The sequence below is a fragment of the Teretinema zuelzerae genome, from assembly GCF_021021555.1.
GTDB lineage: Bacteria > Spirochaetota > Spirochaetia > Treponematales > Treponemataceae > Teretinema > Teretinema zuelzerae.
In genome coordinates, this window is sequence record NZ_JAINWA010000003.1 from 1,422,714 (window position 1) to 1,438,748 (window position 16,035).

Annotated in this window: 12 protein-coding genes and 1 tRNA gene; 5 read left to right on the top strand and 8 right to left on the bottom strand. The window is 55.9% G+C overall.

The window, feature by feature from the left end; translation table 11 throughout:
* Window positions 1–310: 310 nt before the first annotated feature.
* From K7J14_RS13520 to K7J14_RS13540, 5 genes are all read right to left on the bottom strand, one after another.
* Complete coding sequence (locus tag K7J14_RS13520) at window positions 311–2,176, bottom strand: glycoside hydrolase family 3 protein (RefSeq protein ID WP_230757398.1); 1,866 nt, start codon at window positions 2,174–2,176, stop codon at window positions 311–313.
* Between the two features lie 157 nt (window positions 2,177–2,333).
* On the bottom strand, window positions 2,334–3,224 hold the full coding sequence (locus tag K7J14_RS13525) for a carbohydrate ABC transporter permease (protein WP_230757399.1): 891 nt from the start codon (window positions 3,222–3,224) through the stop codon (window positions 2,334–2,336).
* Between the two features lie 3 nt (window positions 3,225–3,227).
* Window positions 3,228–4,073: a carbohydrate ABC transporter permease gene (locus K7J14_RS13530; RefSeq protein WP_230757400.1), complete on the bottom strand. Its 846-nt coding sequence runs from the start codon at window positions 4,071–4,073 to the stop codon at window positions 3,228–3,230.
* A 68-nt stretch (window positions 4,074–4,141) separates the two neighbouring features.
* Complete coding sequence (locus tag K7J14_RS13535; protein WP_230757402.1) at window positions 4,142–5,443, bottom strand: ABC transporter substrate-binding protein; 1,302 nt, start codon at window positions 5,441–5,443, stop codon at window positions 4,142–4,144.
* 131 nt (window positions 5,444–5,574) lie between these two features.
* The gene (locus tag K7J14_RS13540; protein ID WP_230757407.1) at window positions 5,575–6,285 is read right to left on the bottom strand and encodes a hypothetical protein; all 711 of its coding nucleotides are present in this window, start codon (window positions 6,283–6,285) and stop codon (window positions 5,575–5,577) included.
* A 410-nt stretch (window positions 6,286–6,695) separates the two neighbouring features.
* On the opposite strand from K7J14_RS13540, the gene K7J14_RS13545 reads away from it, so the two are divergent.
* The 3 genes from K7J14_RS13545 to K7J14_RS13555 all read left to right on the top strand — a co-directional run bounded on the left by K7J14_RS13545 (window position 6,696) and on the right by K7J14_RS13555 (window position 10,400).
* Window positions 6,696–7,322: a carbohydrate binding domain-containing protein gene (locus tag K7J14_RS13545; protein ID WP_230757409.1), complete on the top strand. Its 627-nt coding sequence runs from the start codon at window positions 6,696–6,698 to the stop codon at window positions 7,320–7,322.
* Between the two features lie 14 nt (window positions 7,323–7,336).
* Window positions 7,337–8,776 (top strand): hypothetical protein, encoded by a 1,440-nt coding sequence (locus K7J14_RS13550; RefSeq protein WP_230757410.1) that lies wholly within the window; start codon window positions 7,337–7,339, stop codon window positions 8,774–8,776.
* 130 nt (window positions 8,777–8,906) lie between these two features.
* Entirely contained in the window at window positions 8,907–10,400 is a 1,494-nt protein-coding gene (locus K7J14_RS13555; protein ID WP_230757411.1) for a family 16 glycosylhydrolase, read from the top strand.
* Window positions 10,401–10,480: 80 nt separating this feature from the next.
* Here the strand turns inward: K7J14_RS13555 and fabF are convergent, their stop codons facing one another.
* On the bottom strand, window positions 10,481–11,719 hold the full coding sequence (fabF, locus tag K7J14_RS13560) for a beta-ketoacyl-ACP synthase II (RefSeq protein WP_230757412.1): 1,239 nt from the start codon (window positions 11,717–11,719) through the stop codon (window positions 10,481–10,483).
* A complete protein-coding gene (locus K7J14_RS13565) occupies window positions 11,716–13,149 on the bottom strand; it encodes a beta/alpha barrel domain-containing protein (RefSeq protein WP_230757413.1) in 1,434 nt (477 codons plus the stop codon). The genes fabF and K7J14_RS13565 overlap by 4 nt, the downstream gene beginning before the upstream one ends.
* A 262-nt stretch (window positions 13,150–13,411) precedes the next feature.
* On the opposite strand from K7J14_RS13565, the gene K7J14_RS13570 reads away from it, so the two are divergent.
* Complete coding sequence (locus K7J14_RS13570; RefSeq protein WP_230757416.1) at window positions 13,412–13,750, top strand: hypothetical protein; 339 nt, start codon at window positions 13,412–13,414, stop codon at window positions 13,748–13,750.
* A 701-nt stretch (window positions 13,751–14,451) separates the two neighbouring features.
* Window positions 14,452–15,411, top strand: a complete 960-nt coding sequence (locus K7J14_RS13575; RefSeq protein ID WP_230757419.1) for a sensor domain-containing diguanylate cyclase — start codon at window positions 14,452–14,454, stop codon at window positions 15,409–15,411.
* 401 nt (window positions 15,412–15,812) lie between these two features.
* On the opposite strand, the gene K7J14_RS13580 is transcribed toward K7J14_RS13575, so the two are convergent.
* Window positions 15,813–15,885: transfer RNA gene (locus K7J14_RS13580), tRNA-Met, on the bottom strand.
* Between the last annotated feature and the right edge of the window lie 150 nt (window positions 15,886–16,035).

Below are 16,035 nucleotides of genomic sequence, written 5' to 3' on the forward strand. Positions count from 1 at the left end.
CCGTCAGCGGCCAGACGTCGCGCACGGCGCGGCCCTGCCGCAGAGTTACACGCTAGCGCATAGCGGTAACGCTCGCCGCGGAATTATCCGGCGGCGTTCGGCGATCACGCTCGCCGCTGGCTTGTCCGTCAGCGGCCAGACGTCGCGCACGGCGCGGCCCTGCCGCAGAGTTACACGCTAGCGCATAGCGGTAACGCTCGCCGCGGAATTATTCGGCGGCGTTCGGCGATCACGCGTACCGTTGGCTTGTCCGTCAGCGGCCAGACGTTGCGCTCGCCGCGAAGTTGCTGCGCGCGGGCGACGGCTGAAATTACCAGCTCAACCCGTAGCCGAGCTCGAACAGGGGCTTTTCATTCTTTTTACCCTCGGCGCCGATTCCCGCAAGAGTCTTCGGCCAAGAGAAGGACAGTTTTCCGGTCGGTTTCGCGTCGCCGAGAAGGAGGTCCGCGAGACCGGCGCCCTCTGTTCCCGGAAGCCAGGCGGCCAGGAAGGCTGACGACATCGCGATTTCGCGTTCGGCGAGCAGCGGACGACCGGAGAAGAGCACGGTAACCACCGGAAGCCCCTGACCGGAAAGCGTTTCGATCAGCTCGGAGTGAGCTGGAGGAAGAGCGGGATTCTGAGTGTCGCCCTGCCATTCGGCATACGGCCGCTCTCCGACCACTACGACGGCCACATCGATTTTCGCTCCCGCCTTTTCCGCAGCCTTCAGGGAATCATAGATCGCGACCGACTCGGGAAGGGCCGCGCGCAAAGCCGCGAGAACCGTCGTGCCTTCCGTCACCGGGCCGTTTCCGCCCTGCCAGGAAATTGTCCAGCCTCCGCACTGCGCGCCGAGGTTGTCTGCCAATGGTCCGGTCACCAGAATAGCCTTCAGGTTTTCTTTCTTGAAGGGAAGGATGCCGTCGTTCTTTAACAGAACCGCGCTCTTTCGGACCGCTTCGCGCGCGACGGCGCGATGTTCGGGGCTTCCGACACGGTCGAGAAATTCCCGCTCGGCAAGGGGGGACTCGAAAAGGCCGAGCTTGAATTTCGCGGTAAGAATGCGGAGCACAGCCTCGTCGACCCGCGCTTCGGATACCGCTCCGTCCTTGACGAGCTTTTTCAGGGTTGTAATGAAGGATTCATAGTGTTCGGGAACCATCACCATGTCGACCCCGGAGTTGATGCCGAGGGCGATCCGGTGCTCAGGCGTTCCGCCCAGTTCGTCCAGAGCTGCCCAGTCCGAAATGGTAAAGCCGGCAAAGCCCATTTCCCCGCGAAGCACGCCGGTCAACAGTTCGCCGTGCGCGTGCATTCTTACGCCGTTCCAGCTGCTGAAGCTCGGCATGAGAGAACCCGCTCCCGCGCCGATGGCCGCGAAGTAGGGATGCAGATGTATGCTTCTCAACTCTTCTTCCGATATCTTCGCGTCGCCCCTGTCCTTGCCGCCGAAGGTTCCGCCGTCCGCGACGAAATGCTTGATGGTCGCGAGTATGGTATCGCGGGCGGCAAGATCGGTTCCCTGGTAGCCGCGCACGGCGGCGCTTCCCAAAACGGAAACGATCTCGGGATTCTCCGAGTATCCTTCATACGTGCGTCCCCAGCGGATGTCCTGGGGAACCGTCAGGCAGGGAGCGAAGTTCCAGTCGATGCCGGTCGCCGCCACTTCCACGGCGGTCGCCCTTGCAATGCGCTCGACCAGATCCGGATCATTCGCCGCTCCGAGCCCGATATTGTGCGGGAATATCGTCGCGCCGCGGACGTTGTTGTGTCCGTGGACCGCGTCCACTCCGTAGACGAGAGGTATGCCCAGACGAGTCTTCAGGGCATAGCCCTGGAACTCGTCGTACATGTCGGCCCAGGCCTCGGCGGTGTTTTCGTCGGGGCCGGAACCGCCGCCCGACAACAGGGATCCCAGATGGAGACGGGCAATATCGGCGTAACTTTTTAAAAACTGGCGGTCGGCCTGGGTCATCTGGCCGATTTTCTCGTCCAGCGTCATTTTCTTCAGGAGCTCTGCCGCGCGAGATTCCGCGGGGAGACTCGCGTCGCTCCACGCGCCCTTCGCCTGCCCGGCCGGCTTTCCGCCGCTCGAAGCTCCGCTGGCGCAGCAGCTTACCAGAAAAACAACGGCCGCAAGACTTGCCAGCGCGCCCGCAAGGCCGCGAACTTTTCGCCTGTTATCTACTTTCATACAAAATCCTCCTCTACACTCGACCCGAATAGAATAAACCGATTTAGGAAAAAAATACCGGAAAAATAAAAAAACCGGCTCCCGTCCGTTCCTGGGGGGAACGGTTCGGAAGCCGGAGGAAAGAAAGACCAAGAAATTCGCAAGCCGACGATCAACGCTATTTCTGCAGCCGGTCGGTTACGAACTTGTTCAAAAGAGTCAGCGCGATGATGATGACGAAGAGAATCCACGCCATGGCGGACGCCTTGCCGAACTGGTTGAAGTGGAATCCGGTGGCGAGCAGGTAGTATGCGCTCGTCAGCCCCGCTTTTCCCGGACCGCCGAGCTGTTCATAGCCGCGCATCAGAACGAAGGGCTCTTCGAACAGCTGCATGCCTCCGATGATGCTCAGCGATACGCCGAAGAAGATGATCGGAATCATCAAGGGAAGCGTGATGAGGCGGTGAGCCTGAAGAGGCTTCGCTCCGTCGATCTCCGCCGCTTCGTAGAGCTGATGGTCGATCGCCTGCAAACCCGCCAAATAAATGACGGTGTTCCATCCGATGAACCGCCAGTTCACCATGATCGAAATGCTGGCGCGGATGGCGGCCGGCTCCTGAAGCCAGCGAACCTTCTCGCCGCCGAACCATTTTTCGATTATGAAATTGAGCCAGCCGTAATTCATATCGTACAGCTGGGTGAACACCAGGGCGATGACGACGGTGCTCGTTATGTATGGAAGAAAGTACACGGTCTTGAAAAAACCGCGGGCCTTCAGCTTTTTGCTGTTGAGCAGAATCGCCAGAGGAAGAGCGAAAACGTGCTGAAGCATCGAACCGAAAATCAGCAAAAGAAAGGTCGTCCACAGAGAGCCTTTAAAGAACGGATCGGTGGTTAAAAGCTGAACGTAGTTCCTGAAGCCCCTGAATTCCTGCGCTCCGGTAACCGTCCACTTGAAGAACGACATGACGATAGAATAGCCGATCGGAAACACGCCGAATACGATAAAGAGAATGAAGAACGGGCTCAAAAAAAGATAGGGAGCCAAACGCTGCTGCTTACTGTACATACATCACCCCTTCACGCTGCCTGCGGTCAGGCTGTCGATAATCTGCCGGTTGAACGCGATGAATACGGCCATCAGAGGAAGAACCGCGAGCACCGTGCCGACCATCAGGCCTCCTCTGTCACCGTCCATTTGAAGAGACAGCTTGGTCAATGCGACCGGTATTGTCGTCTTGTCGATGGTGGGCAGCATGATGAGCGCGCCCATGAAGTTGTTCCAGCTTCCGATGAAGGTGATGAGGCCGAGCACCGCGACGCCTGATTGGGCCAGCGGAAACGCGATGCGCATCAAGATTACGAACTCGGTCAATCCGTCGATGCGCGCGGCGTCCAGCAGTTCGTTCGGAACAGAATCCTGCATGTACTGCGTCATCATGAAGATTCCGAAGGCGTTCGCCATGCCCGGGATGATAAGCGCAAGCCAGGTGCCGTACCACTTTATCGAAACCATTATTTTAAAGAAGGGAATAATATTCAGGAACGAAGGAATAGCCATCGTGCTCATGATGAAAAGGAAGATCGCTTTCTTTCCCTTGAACTCGTATTTGGAAAGGGCGAAGCCTCCCATCGTACAGAAAAACACGACGGTCAGCGTGGCGAGCGAAGCGATGCCGACGCTGTTCATGAAATTAACGCCGAAGGGAATGTCCCGGAACAAGCGGCCGAGATTCACCATGAATGACGACTTAAAAAGTATATGCGGCGGATATCGGTACGTTTCCGTTCCGGGAACCGTCGCCAATACGAACATATAATAGAAAGGAAACGCGAAAAGCAGCGCGAAAAAAGACAACGCTCCGTAAAGGAATATCTTGGAAGCGGAAAAACCCTTATTCATCCTTGCAAAGGACATACTCACACCTCGAACGAAAGATTAAAGAAGAGGGAAAGGAACCGGTCTCCCGGTTCCCTTCAAAAAAGTCAGTCGATAAGAACGCTGATCTCGTTCAACGCGGTTGTATACGCCTCGTCCGCGGATTTTCCGTTCACCAGAACGTCGGTTACCGCGTTGCCGAAAATGGCGAGAGCGGTAGCGTCGTATTCGGTTACGATGGCGGAAGGAATATTCCTCGCGACGTCGGCGTAGATCTGGCGCACCTTCTGTCCGCCGAAGTAGGGAACCGGCTCGTTCATGACCGGATCGCTGAATACGGTCGTCAGAGCGGGAAAGGCGTCGATCGTCTTGAAGGTAAGAAGCTGCGCGCTCGGAGAGGTGGTCAGATACTTGAGCACTTCCCAGGCCGCTGCTTTCTGCTCCGCGGGGACGAATTCGGGAATGGCGAGATAGGTGCCGCCCTGGGAGGCGTACTGCTTTCCAGGGAGGTAGGTCACGCGCCAGTCTCCGGAGAGATCGGGGGCGACCCAGGTCTTGAGGCTTCCGCCCCACCAGGCGCCGTTCACGATCGCGCAGACGGTTCCGTCGGAGAAGGACTGGGTCCACGGTCCGCTCCAGCCGCCGAGATCGCCGTCGATTCCCGCGTTGCGGATGTCCTTGACGATCTTCAGCGCGGAGGTGAACTTTTCTTTCGGCTGAAGGGGCTGACCCTTCGCGTCGAACCAGCCGCCCTTTCCGCCGTTCAACGGCATCATGGCGACTTCGTTCGCATGAGGGATGGCGAACTGGTCGGGCTTGCCGTCTTTATTGCGGTCTTTAACCAGCTTCTTGCTCACCTGGATGAATTCGTTCCAATCCTTCAAGCCTTCGTAGGAAACGCCGGCGGCGTCGAGAAGGCTCTTTCGATAGAAGAGCACCGCGGGGGCGATATCGACGGGCATGGCGACAAGCTTGCCGTCCTTGGTAGTCGCGTTCGACATCGCGAAGGACACAAGATCTTTTCCCGCCGCGAGGCCGTTGAACGGAGCCGCCGCGAGATCCGAGAGTCCGCCGCCTTCCACGAATTTCGCTACGTAGCCGATTTCGAGCGACTCGATGTCGTTAGTCGCTTCGCCGGCCGCGAGAACGGTCGTCAGACGATTATGGTGGCCGCTGAAGTCGGAAGTCTGGAAGACGATCTTGATGTTCGGATATTTCTTTTTGAAATCCTCCGAATCGAAAACCGCTTTGTACGCGGTTTCAAGGTCGCCGAAGGCTCCGATGCGGATTGTATACTGTTTAGATGAATCGTAGGGCGCCACTTTCGCGGCAGTCTCGGTGCCTCCGGCGGCGAAGGCCGCGGAGCCGATGCCCGCAAGGGCGGCTAACAGAATCAGCGCTTTTTTCATGCAATGCTCCTCTAAATATCAGACGGACCGAATCCGTCCCTCTTTCAGCTTTCAGGACAAAATACAGGGCGCGATCCGGAAACAACCGTCCCCGAACCACGCCCCGGAAAGCTCTTGCTCAGCTTACAAAATTACTCGCCGAATGCCACGGAGATAAGAACATCGGTCAGAGCGGGATAGTTGGCGGCAGCAGCTTCGCGTTCAGCAGCAGTACCATCGACAACGTTCGGATTCCAGAGACCCAAGCCACTGAAAGCGCTTGTATCGATATTAGTGAAGTCGGCGAGGTTAATCGTATAGACAGTCCATCCGCCGGCTCCGGCCTTTGCCGGGTAGTCCAGGATGTTCACTTCCGCAGCAGGAGCATTATCTCCGGTTCCAGTCCATTCAATCTTCAATCCGAAATAAGCGGTCTCGCCGAGATCGCCCTTGATCGCGACATACGCCTTGGAGGCCGCGCTGATATCGCAGGTTGACCCGACCATTTTAAAGAACACTCCATTCCATCCGCCCCCGTCAGTTGTAAAGTTGACGCCTGTTCCGGTGGGGAAGAAACCGCCTTCTTGAATCTGAGTGTGAGTGTGCGGAATGTTCATTTTCAGACTCATAGCGCCTGAAGATGTACCGATTACCTCGTCGCCTGCATTGACTACTTTCACGCTATCAGTTGTGAAGTCAGGACTGAAGGCTCCGGACCAGTTAATCTCATACAGCGCCGTACCGGAGAACTGATCGTCGCCCTCATCTTCATCTCCGGAAGTGTCGCAAGCAGCGAATGAAAACACCAAAGAAAGAGCCAGGGCCATCTTCAGTACAGAAAGAATTGATTTTCTCTTCATCATAATAAACTCCTCACTTTTAGCCGTATCGGCCTAATGTATACGCAATCATAGACCTGCAATCGTATACAGTCAAGTTTAAAAAACAAAAATTATTTTAAACTTTCAATTCAATCCTTTAGCAGCAATTATGACGAATTGCAATTTCCATCAAATTAGAGCACGCATTATATTGAGAGAAATAAATGATAGCGCAAACAAACGCATTATTATTAATAAAAACGCTTGAATGTAAAATATAGCGACAAACAAGAAATCACTATCAATGTTCAATACTATCATCACGGAGATATAAAATCGCTTTTTACATTCAATGCGATTTAAATACGTATACTTTATTGACATCCTATAAAACCCATGAGATTATATTCTTTGCAAACGTATACACGCAGTGTTTCAATAGGAGGAATATAATGAAGAAACTGCAGAAGATGATGGTCGCCGCCATAGGCGCCGCGGCGGTACTGATAGCATCCGGATGCGCAAGCGCTCCGAAAGCAGCTGAAATGGTGTGGTCGGATAATATTCTCGTAAACGGCGATTTCGAGGCGGGCCAGGGAAACTGGACACCCTGGATCGACTCGGGATGGGGCGGAGCCGGAGAGGTAACCTGGGACAACGGAATCGCTACGCTCCGAATCGACGAAATGGGTGAGCAGCCCTGGGCCGTGGCCATGCACTATAAAAAAGTCACCTTCGAGAAAGGCGCCCGCTATGTTGCTCGCTTCAAAATGAAATCCGACATGGAACGCGTCGTGCGCTTCAGCATCGGAAACGGACTGGCCCCAGCGGACCCGCCCTACCTTGAGTACCAGGACATCGTGGTAGGAACCGATTGGCAGACCTACGAGTTCGAGTTCGTCATGAAATTCCGCACCAACAAGTTCGGCCGACTCGATTTCAACTGCGCGTACAATCCCGGAATGTTCCTTCCCGAAGGACACGTATGGAAAGACGAAGCCAAGCTCAAAGCCACCGGAGCCGCGACCGTCTACATCGACGACGTAGAAGTCCGCAAGCTCGCGGCCGCTGCGGAATAATGAGGAGAGATCCGATGAAAAAATATCTTACCTTTTTTACATTGGCGATTCTCGCGGGAAGCATGGCCTTCGCAGCGGAAACACTCTTCGATGAAAACCTGCCGACGCAGACAAAGAAAATATCCACGTCTATCGACTTCAAACCGAAGCTCGGCGTTGAATGGGGGTACGACTTCGATCGCAACCAATCAGGATTCAAGGAAATCGTTAACCTCGACCTTGAATGGGAAATCCTCCCCTACCAGGATTATACGAGCGATACAAGCGGCATCGAGTACGGCGATCCCTACGGGCTGGTGATGTTCTCCGGCGGACATCTCACGCTGAAAATTCAAGATGAAAGCGGAGATATGTCGGCCACCGCAGGATCCGCCAATAAAGTTCTTAATCCGGTATTCGCAATAAACTACGAAAAAATCTGGGGGAAAATCGTCTGGGATCCCTTCTACGTTCTTGTTGCAGCGAATGAAAAGAATTTTTATACGAGACACACCGGATGGTCATTCGCTACCGCAAATTCGCGTCCAAGAGCGAACTGGGCGCATATCGGCTATCGCGTTCAAGGCTGGACATCGGACTTCAATGTCAGCGCGTGGGAGATTGCCGGATCAGGAGACATGGTTAATACAGCGGGAGGAGAGGCAGGACTCGGGTTGGGATTCGTCGGAAACACGACAGAAGCGCTTTTCATGGTTGCATCGCCTCTGAGCTGGGAATACATCAATGCCGCAAGTCCGGGCAACGTAGACAACAAGTACGACTTCGGCCTTTCGGCGGAATCAAATCCCGTTGGAGACCTGATGGTCAGAGGATCGGCGGTAACCGGAATCAACTACGACGTACTGCCGCTCGGTTTGAGCGGAGCCCTCGGGTACCGGTTCGACATCACCAATACGCTGGCGGTAATGCCGCATACCGCGATGGATGTCGCGTTCACGGGCACCGAAGACAAGCCGCTTGATTCATGGACCACTGAAAATTCCTTCGGTTTCGACGTGATCTGGCCGGGATCGAACGGATGGGGAGACAATCCCCTTCTTGATATGGAAACCAACATTTTCGCCGGATTCACCCTGGACGGATCGATCGTCATGTCCAAAGGAGCCGATCCCTCAATAAACATGGTTGCATCCATGCACGAAGACAATTCAGGCGGACTCATTCAGAATCTCGGAACGACATTCATTTTCGAACTTGCAGATATCACCGGCGATAAACCGGTGAACACATTCGGCTTCTATGCCGACTACAACATCTGGAACCAGTTCAAACCTTACGGACGATTCCTAAAGACAAAGGATTCCAGCGTCAAGAAGAACATCACCGGAGAACTCGGCCTTGAAATGACGATGATCCCCAACACGGTGATTACCTTCATGTACAAGACCGAGGATCTGACCGCGATTTCCGAGAACAAGGGAATCCTGACGACATCCTTCATCGTAACGTTCTGATGCTGTAATCAGCGCAACACGGTTTAATTACATGGGCTGCCGCTTCCCGAGGGCAGCCCTTTTTTTACCCAGCGTTTTCTGCCGGCCTAAGAGACAGCCGCGGAAAACACGCACGCAACGGAGTAAACACGTGAAACGAAAATCTATTTTATTTACCTGTCTGACGGCCGCGTCAGTTTTTTTTGCGTTGATGCCGATCGCCGGATGCGATTTCGGGTCGAATACAACGGACACGGAAACCCCCGATCCGGACGACCCCGCAGATCCCGATCCCGAAGAACCAGTTGAAACAGAGCGGATTGAGAACGGAGACTTCGCAGACGGTTTCGTCTTGCCGTGGTCCGCGTGGAACGGAGAGGGCGGTGCTTCGACGCAGACGGTAACCGGAGGAGAACTCGTGGTAACCGTGACGGCGCCGGGCACTCAACCCTATTCCGTACAGATTTTCCAGGACGGCCTCTCGATTCCCGACGGCGAACAGACGGTTAGCTTCAGGGCGAAGGCGGCTGAACCGAGGATGTTGAGAGTCCAGATCGGGAAGGGCTTGTCTGCCGATCCCTGGTTCGTCGAATTTATGCCCGTCAAATCATTCGATTTGACGATTGAATGGCAAGACTTCAGTTTCACCTTCAACAAAAGCAACTCAACCTATTCCGACGGGAAACTCGTATTCGAGCTGGGAACCATGACCGGCGAAGGAACCCTCGCGACGGACATTTACATCGACGACGTAAGTCTCGTCAATCTCGACTCGGGAACGCCCGTTGAAACTCCCGGCGAATTCGTCTATCCCGCCGTCAACGCGGACTCCTGGACGCCCGGAGACGGCTGGACGCTCTCCTGGCAGGACGAGTTCAACGACGGCGCTTTCGATACCAATACATGGACCCGCCAGACCATGCTCAATCCGCCGAACAATGAATGGCAGCAGTACTTCGGCGGCACGTCGAACGACAACGCCTGCGAAGAGGACGGATATATGGTGCTGAAAGCCTCGATGAACGGAACAGCGCACGGAGACAATCAATACAAATCCGCTCGCGTAATTTCCAATCCGGGCGGGCAGGACGGCTCGTCCTCTGCCGAGGGAAAAACATTCCTCTACGGAAAAATCGCGGCGCGAATCCAGCTCCCCTACGGCAAGGGAATCTGGCCCGCGTTCTGGATGCTCGGCGACAATATTAACGAAACCGGGGGGGACACGACCTGGCCTGAGTGCGGAGAGATCGATATTCTGGAGACGGGCGCCAAAGACGATCCCGCTTACGGACAGGGCACGACGCACGGAACCCTCCACCACGATCCGACAGTGGAAAACATCACCAACGACTGGAACAACCTGTATCTGCCGTCCGCCAAACACACGCTTCCCGGCGGAAAGTTTTTCGCCGAAAACTTCCACGTATTCGAGATCGAATGGGATGAATCGAAGATTGTCTGGAAGCTCGACGGCGCGAAAATCGGAGAACAATCGATCAGCGAGGCCGGCCGCTCGGAATTCCATAAACCCTTCTACGTGCTGTTCAATATCGCGGTTGGAGGAGACTTCACTTCGACCCCGGACTCGACCACCCACTTCCCGCAATACATGTACATAGACTGGATCAGGCACTATACAAAATAACGAAAAAAAGGCGGCCGGGATTTCCCGAGCCGCCTTTTTTGTATGTGAAAGCTTCTATCGTATCGCGTTCTGTGATGTCCTTACGCCTTCCCGAACAACAGCGAGCAGTTCTGGCCGCCGAATCCGAAGGAATTTGAGAGTGCGTAGTCGAGCTTTCGCTCGCGAGCCGTTCCAGGAGTGTAGTCGAGGTCGCATTCGGGATCGGGGTTTTCAAGATTGATGGTCGGGGGAACGATGTTATCCCTGAGAGACAACACGCAGGCGATAGCTTCGATAGCTCCCGCAGCGCCGAGGGTATGGCCGATCATGGACTTGGTCGAGCTCACCGAAAGACTGTCCGCCGCGGATTCGAAGGCGAGGCGGATGGCGCGGGTTTCCGTCAGATCGTTCGCGTGGGTCGAGGTGCCGTGGGCGTTGATGTATCCGACCGCGTCGCGGGAAACTCCGCCGTCCCGCAAAGCCAACCGCATGGCTTGCGCGGCGAAGCGGCCTTCTGCATCGGGGATCGCGATGCTCTGGGCGTCGCAGGTCATGCCGAAGCCGGAGAACGCGCCGAGAATTTCCGCGCCCCGTTTCTTAGCGTGGGCGGCGCTTTCCAGCACCATGATCCCCGCCCCTTCGCCGATGACGAAGCCGTCGCGGTCGCGGTCGAAGGGCCGGCTCGCGCGGCAGGGATCGTCGTTGCGGGTAGAAAGGACGCCCATGCAGCCGTAAGAATCGACCACCATCGGAGTAACGGCGGCTTCGGTTCCGCCGGCGATGACTACGTCCGCGTATCCCGATTGAATCATCATTTTCGCGATAGCCAGGTTATGGCCGCCGGTCGCGCAGGCGCTCAGGATGGCGAAGTTCGGCCCGGTGATTCCAAGATTGATCGCCACGGCGCAGGACGCCATATTGGCAATCGTCTTGGGAACCGAAAAGGGGTTTCCCTTTTGCGGGCCGTTGCGGATAAATGCCGGAAACTGCTCTTCCAGAACATCGTACCCGCCGGCCGCCGAACCCACGAGGCATCCGATTCGCGAAGGATCCATCGAGGCGATGTCCAATCCTGCCTGGGCGACGGCTTCGATAGCCGCGTACACGGCGAACTGGGAGAAGCGCGCAAGCCGGCGCGACTGTTTTTTGGGTATGCGGACGTCCGGATCGAAAAGAGAAGCTTCGCAGGCAATCCTGCTATGAAACAGCGCGGAATCGAAGGAGCCGATGAGGCCGGCTCCCGAAACGCCCTTTTTACAGTTTTCCCAGAACGCATCAGTCGAACAGCCGAGCGCGGAAACCACGCCCATGCCGGTTACGACAACGACTGTATCGTTCATTCCGCGGCCTTTGCCGGGCGCGCGCTCAGGAAGCGGACCACGTCCGCCGCAGTATAGTCGAAGCCCGCTTTGCGGATAAGCCGGCGCAGCGATTCAAGCTGGGAGCCGACGGTGAGCAGAGGCTTTTCCAGATAGCCGCCGGCGTACTTCATGCCGAGACCGACGTTCGCCATAAGCGCGTTGCACAGGCACCTCGCCTCGGACGATATGGAGCGGTCGCCGCCCTTTCGCGCGAAGGCTTCTTCTTTTTCAGCCGGGCAACGATAGCCTATCTTCCCCTCCGGGGTTTTATACAATTGTCGCAACAAGCCGATGTTGCAAACGCGGATGCGTTTAACCATTTCGACCTTCTCGGAGAGGGTTTCTCTGAGCACGGCGAATTTAAACGGATAACCGGTGGGAGACGCGAGAGGATGGGTAAAGACAGCCTCCTTCCCGGCGGCGACCGCCTCGAGAAAGCGCTTCTTGAGTTCGGGAAGAACGCCCGATTCCCGGCAAAAGGCGAAAAGGGTTCCCACCTGAATTCCCCAGGCTCCTTCGGATCCGGCCTTCTCCAGAGACTCTTCCATGCTGTACGAACCGCCCAGCCAAAAGGGAATCGATAGGCCGACCATCTTTGCGTAGTCGACCGTGTCCTTCGGGCCGTACATAGGCTCTCCGTTTTCGTCCATCGAAAGCACACCACGGGGAGGAGCATTGTGGCCGCCGGCGAGATGGTTCTCCACCACGATGCCGTCTACCCTGCCCGTCGCGCGGGAAGCCATGGTCGCGGCCAGAATATAGGAAGAAACGATGGAGAGAAAATACGGCCGCTTCATCGTTTTCGGCGGATTTTCGAGGATAGAAGAAGGCTCGAAGCGCACGACATGCCGCTCGCCTTTTTCCGCGCCTTCGATCTGAACGGAAATTTCTCCGCCTTCTCCGCGGGAGTACGAGTCGAGCAGGCCGGGAATCTCAAGAGGAATGCCCGCGCCCATCAATACATAATCGACTCCTGCAAGCATCGCTCCGTATATGGCGGCCGGATTGGGCAGCTGGATTTTTTCAAGGAAATTGATGCCGACGGCTCCGGAGTGTCCCTCTTTCGCCAGAAAAACTTCCACGAAGTTTCCCGCTGCCGTCAGCGCGTCGAGCGATGAATCGCCCAGGGTTCGCAGGGGAACCTGCTTGAAATCATGGGAGTCTTCCGTTCCTTCAGGGTTGAACCAGTCGGAAAGGATTCGCTCGGCCGTCCCGGCGTCCGGAAAGGCCGCGAGAGCCCTGCGCGCCGAGCCGTCGGTATCTCCCTGCTGAAGGCGCCGGGCAAGAACGATGTCGAGCGCAGTTCCCGAAACTACTCCAAGCGCGCCCTGGGAAGAAACCGCCTTCGCCAATTTCCAACTCGATACCGCGACTCCCATTCCGCCCTGAATAATCTTCGGGTGCTCCATTTATACCATCCTCTTTGACATAAAATGTCATATTGTCATCATCGAATAGTACAACAGATCTCATGAGGGGTCAACCGAAGATGCATCTCATATCTTTCTACAGGAGGGGGAAGTCTCCCCCTGGCGCGCACTTCGGTTGCGCGCCACCCCCTCTTTCACTATATCAATGACTTCCGCGCCGGGGATCGAAGCGGTATCCGTAAGGCTCGTCTTTTTCGCAATTATTCGCTTCTTATACGAAAAAAATAAACGGGAGGCTTCGATGCGAAAAGCGAAGCTTTTTAGCGTATCTTTTTTACCCTTTCTCGTTACGTGCACCGGCATTGCGCTCGCCCTGACAAGCCTTGCGCTGATGCTGTTTTCCAGCCGGGGCCAAAGTCTTGCCCTTTTCGGCGGGCCTTCGGAGTCGAACGAAGCAGAAAGCGCCGCCTTGACCTTTTTTCCCTATTATTCAGAAGGCGGAAAGGTCCGGTATCGGACCGACGAGGAAGGGCATCCGGTCCTGAGATTCGACGCGTCCGACTTCGGCGCCTCCTTGTGGGACGGTTTTGTTCTCGAATCGGCTGCAGCGGTTCCCCCGGACGCGATACTGCATATCTGATGGAGGTTTGCGGGAACGGCGGAACATCTCCAGGTCCATTTCACCGATACGCCCCCGAGGGGCGAAAAGAAAGGCGAGGACTGGGGCCGCATACTTCCGACTCCGAACGAAGAATGGACCGACGTTGAAGCCCGGTTATCCGATTTTTATCTGAACTCCTGGCAACCGGAAGGAGCGGCTAAGGACGGATTGATGACGACTCCCCTTTACGATCTTAATTTAATCCGGCCCCCGGAACCGGCGCGCGGACCTGGTTTCCTGTCGGCGCGCCCAGGGTCGCTTTCGCGCTTGCCTCGGCGGCCTTTCTCGCGGATTACGCCGCAAATCCCCGGATATTTTCCGATACGGCGCCGCTCGTCTTCGCGGCCCTTCTCGCCGCTCCCGTTATTTTCGGCGATTTTCTCGGAGAAAACGCATCGGAAACACGAATCGCGTCCTATGGGCATGCGCCCTTCTTTCTCGTTTGGTTTTTCGCCCACGCGCATTCGAACGCGTCGGTCGCCGCAGTCTTCTTATTCGCCCTTGTTCCAAGCATTTTTAAGAGGGACAGAACGGCGCTCTCGATTATTTCAGGGGCGTCTGCGGTAGCGGCAATCGCAACGGCGGTCTTTGCCGGATCCGGACCGGAACAAAAGCGCTATGCGTCCGCGGTCTTCATAATCTGCGCGATATCGATCTTCTCCATAATGATCCAGGAATACATGAGACGGAGAAACAACGACGCCTCGCTCAGGCGGGCGCAAACCCTCTATACAGCCGTACTTTCCCATTCATCGGACTTTATATTCACCCTTTCCCCGCAGGGAGCAGTAACCAGCGTGAACCGCGCCCTGGAAATCGTTTTAGGAAGACCGCGCGACTCGATCGCGGGCATGGCTTTCTCCGACTTCGTACATTCCGGCGCCGACTGCGGTTCGATAGTAGGAAGGAGCAATGCGGCTGATTCGACGGCTCACTACGACGCCTGCATCGGTTTTCCCGGCGGAAGCTGCAGGGAAGTCCAGTTGAGCGAAAACGCGATGGAGGAAGAGGGAATTACGACGGGATACCTCGTAGTCGCGACCGACATTACGGAACGGAAAAAGCTCGAACAAGACCTGAAGGACGCCAACGCACGGCTTGAAGCCCTGGTACATCTTGACGGCTTAACGGGAATCGGGAACCGGCGCCATTTCGACCACAGGCTGAAGGAAGAATGGGATCGCTCGGTTCGGGCGGGAACGCCACTGTCGCTCATCATTATCGACGCGGACTTTTTCAAAAAATACAACGACGCCTACGGCCATATCGCCGGCGACGCGTGCCTGACACTGCTCGCGCAAACCCTGGCGAACCAGCTGGAACGCTCGGGAGATACAATAGCCCGGTACGGCGGCGAGGAGTTCGCGGTAATCCTTCCGTTAACGGACGAAGCAGGAGCCCGAACGGTGGCGGAACGGATGAGAGCCGCAGTCGAAAGGCTGAACCATCGCCATGAGGGCCAGGAGGATTCCTCGATACTGACGATCAGCCTCGGCCTTCATTCCCTTCGTCCGGTCTACGGACTTTCCAGGGAAACCAGCAAAGACCTGGTAATCGGGGCTGATAAAGCTCTCTACGAAGCCAAGCGGGCGGGAAGAAACCGCTTCTGCGCCTTCTCCGATCTGAAAGAAGAAAATTGACGAAAAGAGGCACCAGAACGCGCTGTGGTCAATAGCGCGCCAGGGATCGAAGCGGTATCCTTGATGAGCATCGCGTGCGCTCGCGCATGCGATGCCCGGCAAGATACAAGCGGAGAGCCCGGCCGGCGGCGCAAGCCGCCGGGGCGCCCATGAAAAAGGACAGAATCCCGTACGACAGAAAAAAAAGACCTTACTGATGAATCAGTAAGGTCTTGGTATCTAGCAGGAGTAGGACTCGCCTTCCAGTCGCGCACGTCGTATGCGCTCCTTTCAGGCCGTCTCCAGTCGCTGGCGCCGCCTTCCCTGGCGGCTTTTCCTCCCGTTGGTCGGCGCGCCTTTCGTTTCGAGTCCTGTTGACAGAAAAAAAGACCTTACTGATGAATCAGTAAGGTCTTGGTATCTAGCAGGAGTAGGACTCGAACCTACGACCTCCGGGTTATGAGCCCGACGAGCTGCCAACTGCTCTATCCTGCGTCGTTGTGGTGTTAAGGTACCAGTTATGACCGCTTTGGTCAATGCCGAATTACGTTTATTTACAGTTTTATGCGGTTTTTTGCGTTTTAGGGTGAAAAAAACCCGGCAGGTAAAAGGAGGATAAACCCTGCCGGGATCGGGCCTCGAAGC

Excerpts from the sequence above, each read along its gene's own strand:
- K7J14_RS13565 (WP_230757413.1), bottom strand. The coding sequence starts at position 13,149 with ATGGAGCACCCGAAGATTATTCAGGGCGGAATGGGAGTCGCGGTATCG.
- K7J14_RS13520 (WP_230757398.1), bottom strand. The coding sequence starts at position 2,176 with ATGAAAGTAGATAACAGGCGAAAAGTTCGCGGCCTTGCGGGCGCGCTG.
- K7J14_RS13530 (WP_230757400.1), bottom strand. The coding sequence starts at position 4,073 with ATGTCCTTTGCAAGGATGAATAAGGGTTTTTCCGCTTCCAAGATATTC.
- K7J14_RS13575 (WP_230757419.1), top strand. The coding sequence starts at position 14,452 with ATGAGACGGAGAAACAACGACGCCTCGCTCAGGCGGGCGCAAACCCTC.
- K7J14_RS13545 (WP_230757409.1), top strand. The coding sequence starts at position 6,696 with ATGAAGAAACTGCAGAAGATGATGGTCGCCGCCATAGGCGCCGCGGCG.
- K7J14_RS13570 (WP_230757416.1), top strand. The coding sequence starts at position 13,412 with ATGCGAAAAGCGAAGCTTTTTAGCGTATCTTTTTTACCCTTTCTCGTT.
- K7J14_RS13525 (WP_230757399.1), bottom strand. The coding sequence starts at position 3,224 with ATGTACAGTAAGCAGCAGCGTTTGGCTCCCTATCTTTTTTTGAGCCCG.
- fabF (WP_230757412.1), bottom strand. The coding sequence starts at position 11,719 with ATGAACGATACAGTCGTTGTCGTAACCGGCATGGGCGTGGTTTCCGCG.
- K7J14_RS13550 (WP_230757410.1), top strand. The coding sequence starts at position 7,337 with ATGAAAAAATATCTTACCTTTTTTACATTGGCGATTCTCGCGGGAAGC.
- K7J14_RS13535 (WP_230757402.1), bottom strand. The coding sequence starts at position 5,443 with ATGAAAAAAGCGCTGATTCTGTTAGCCGCCCTTGCGGGCATCGGCTCC.
- K7J14_RS13540 (WP_230757407.1), bottom strand. The coding sequence starts at position 6,285 with ATGATGAAGAGAAAATCAATTCTTTCTGTACTGAAGATGGCCCTGGCT.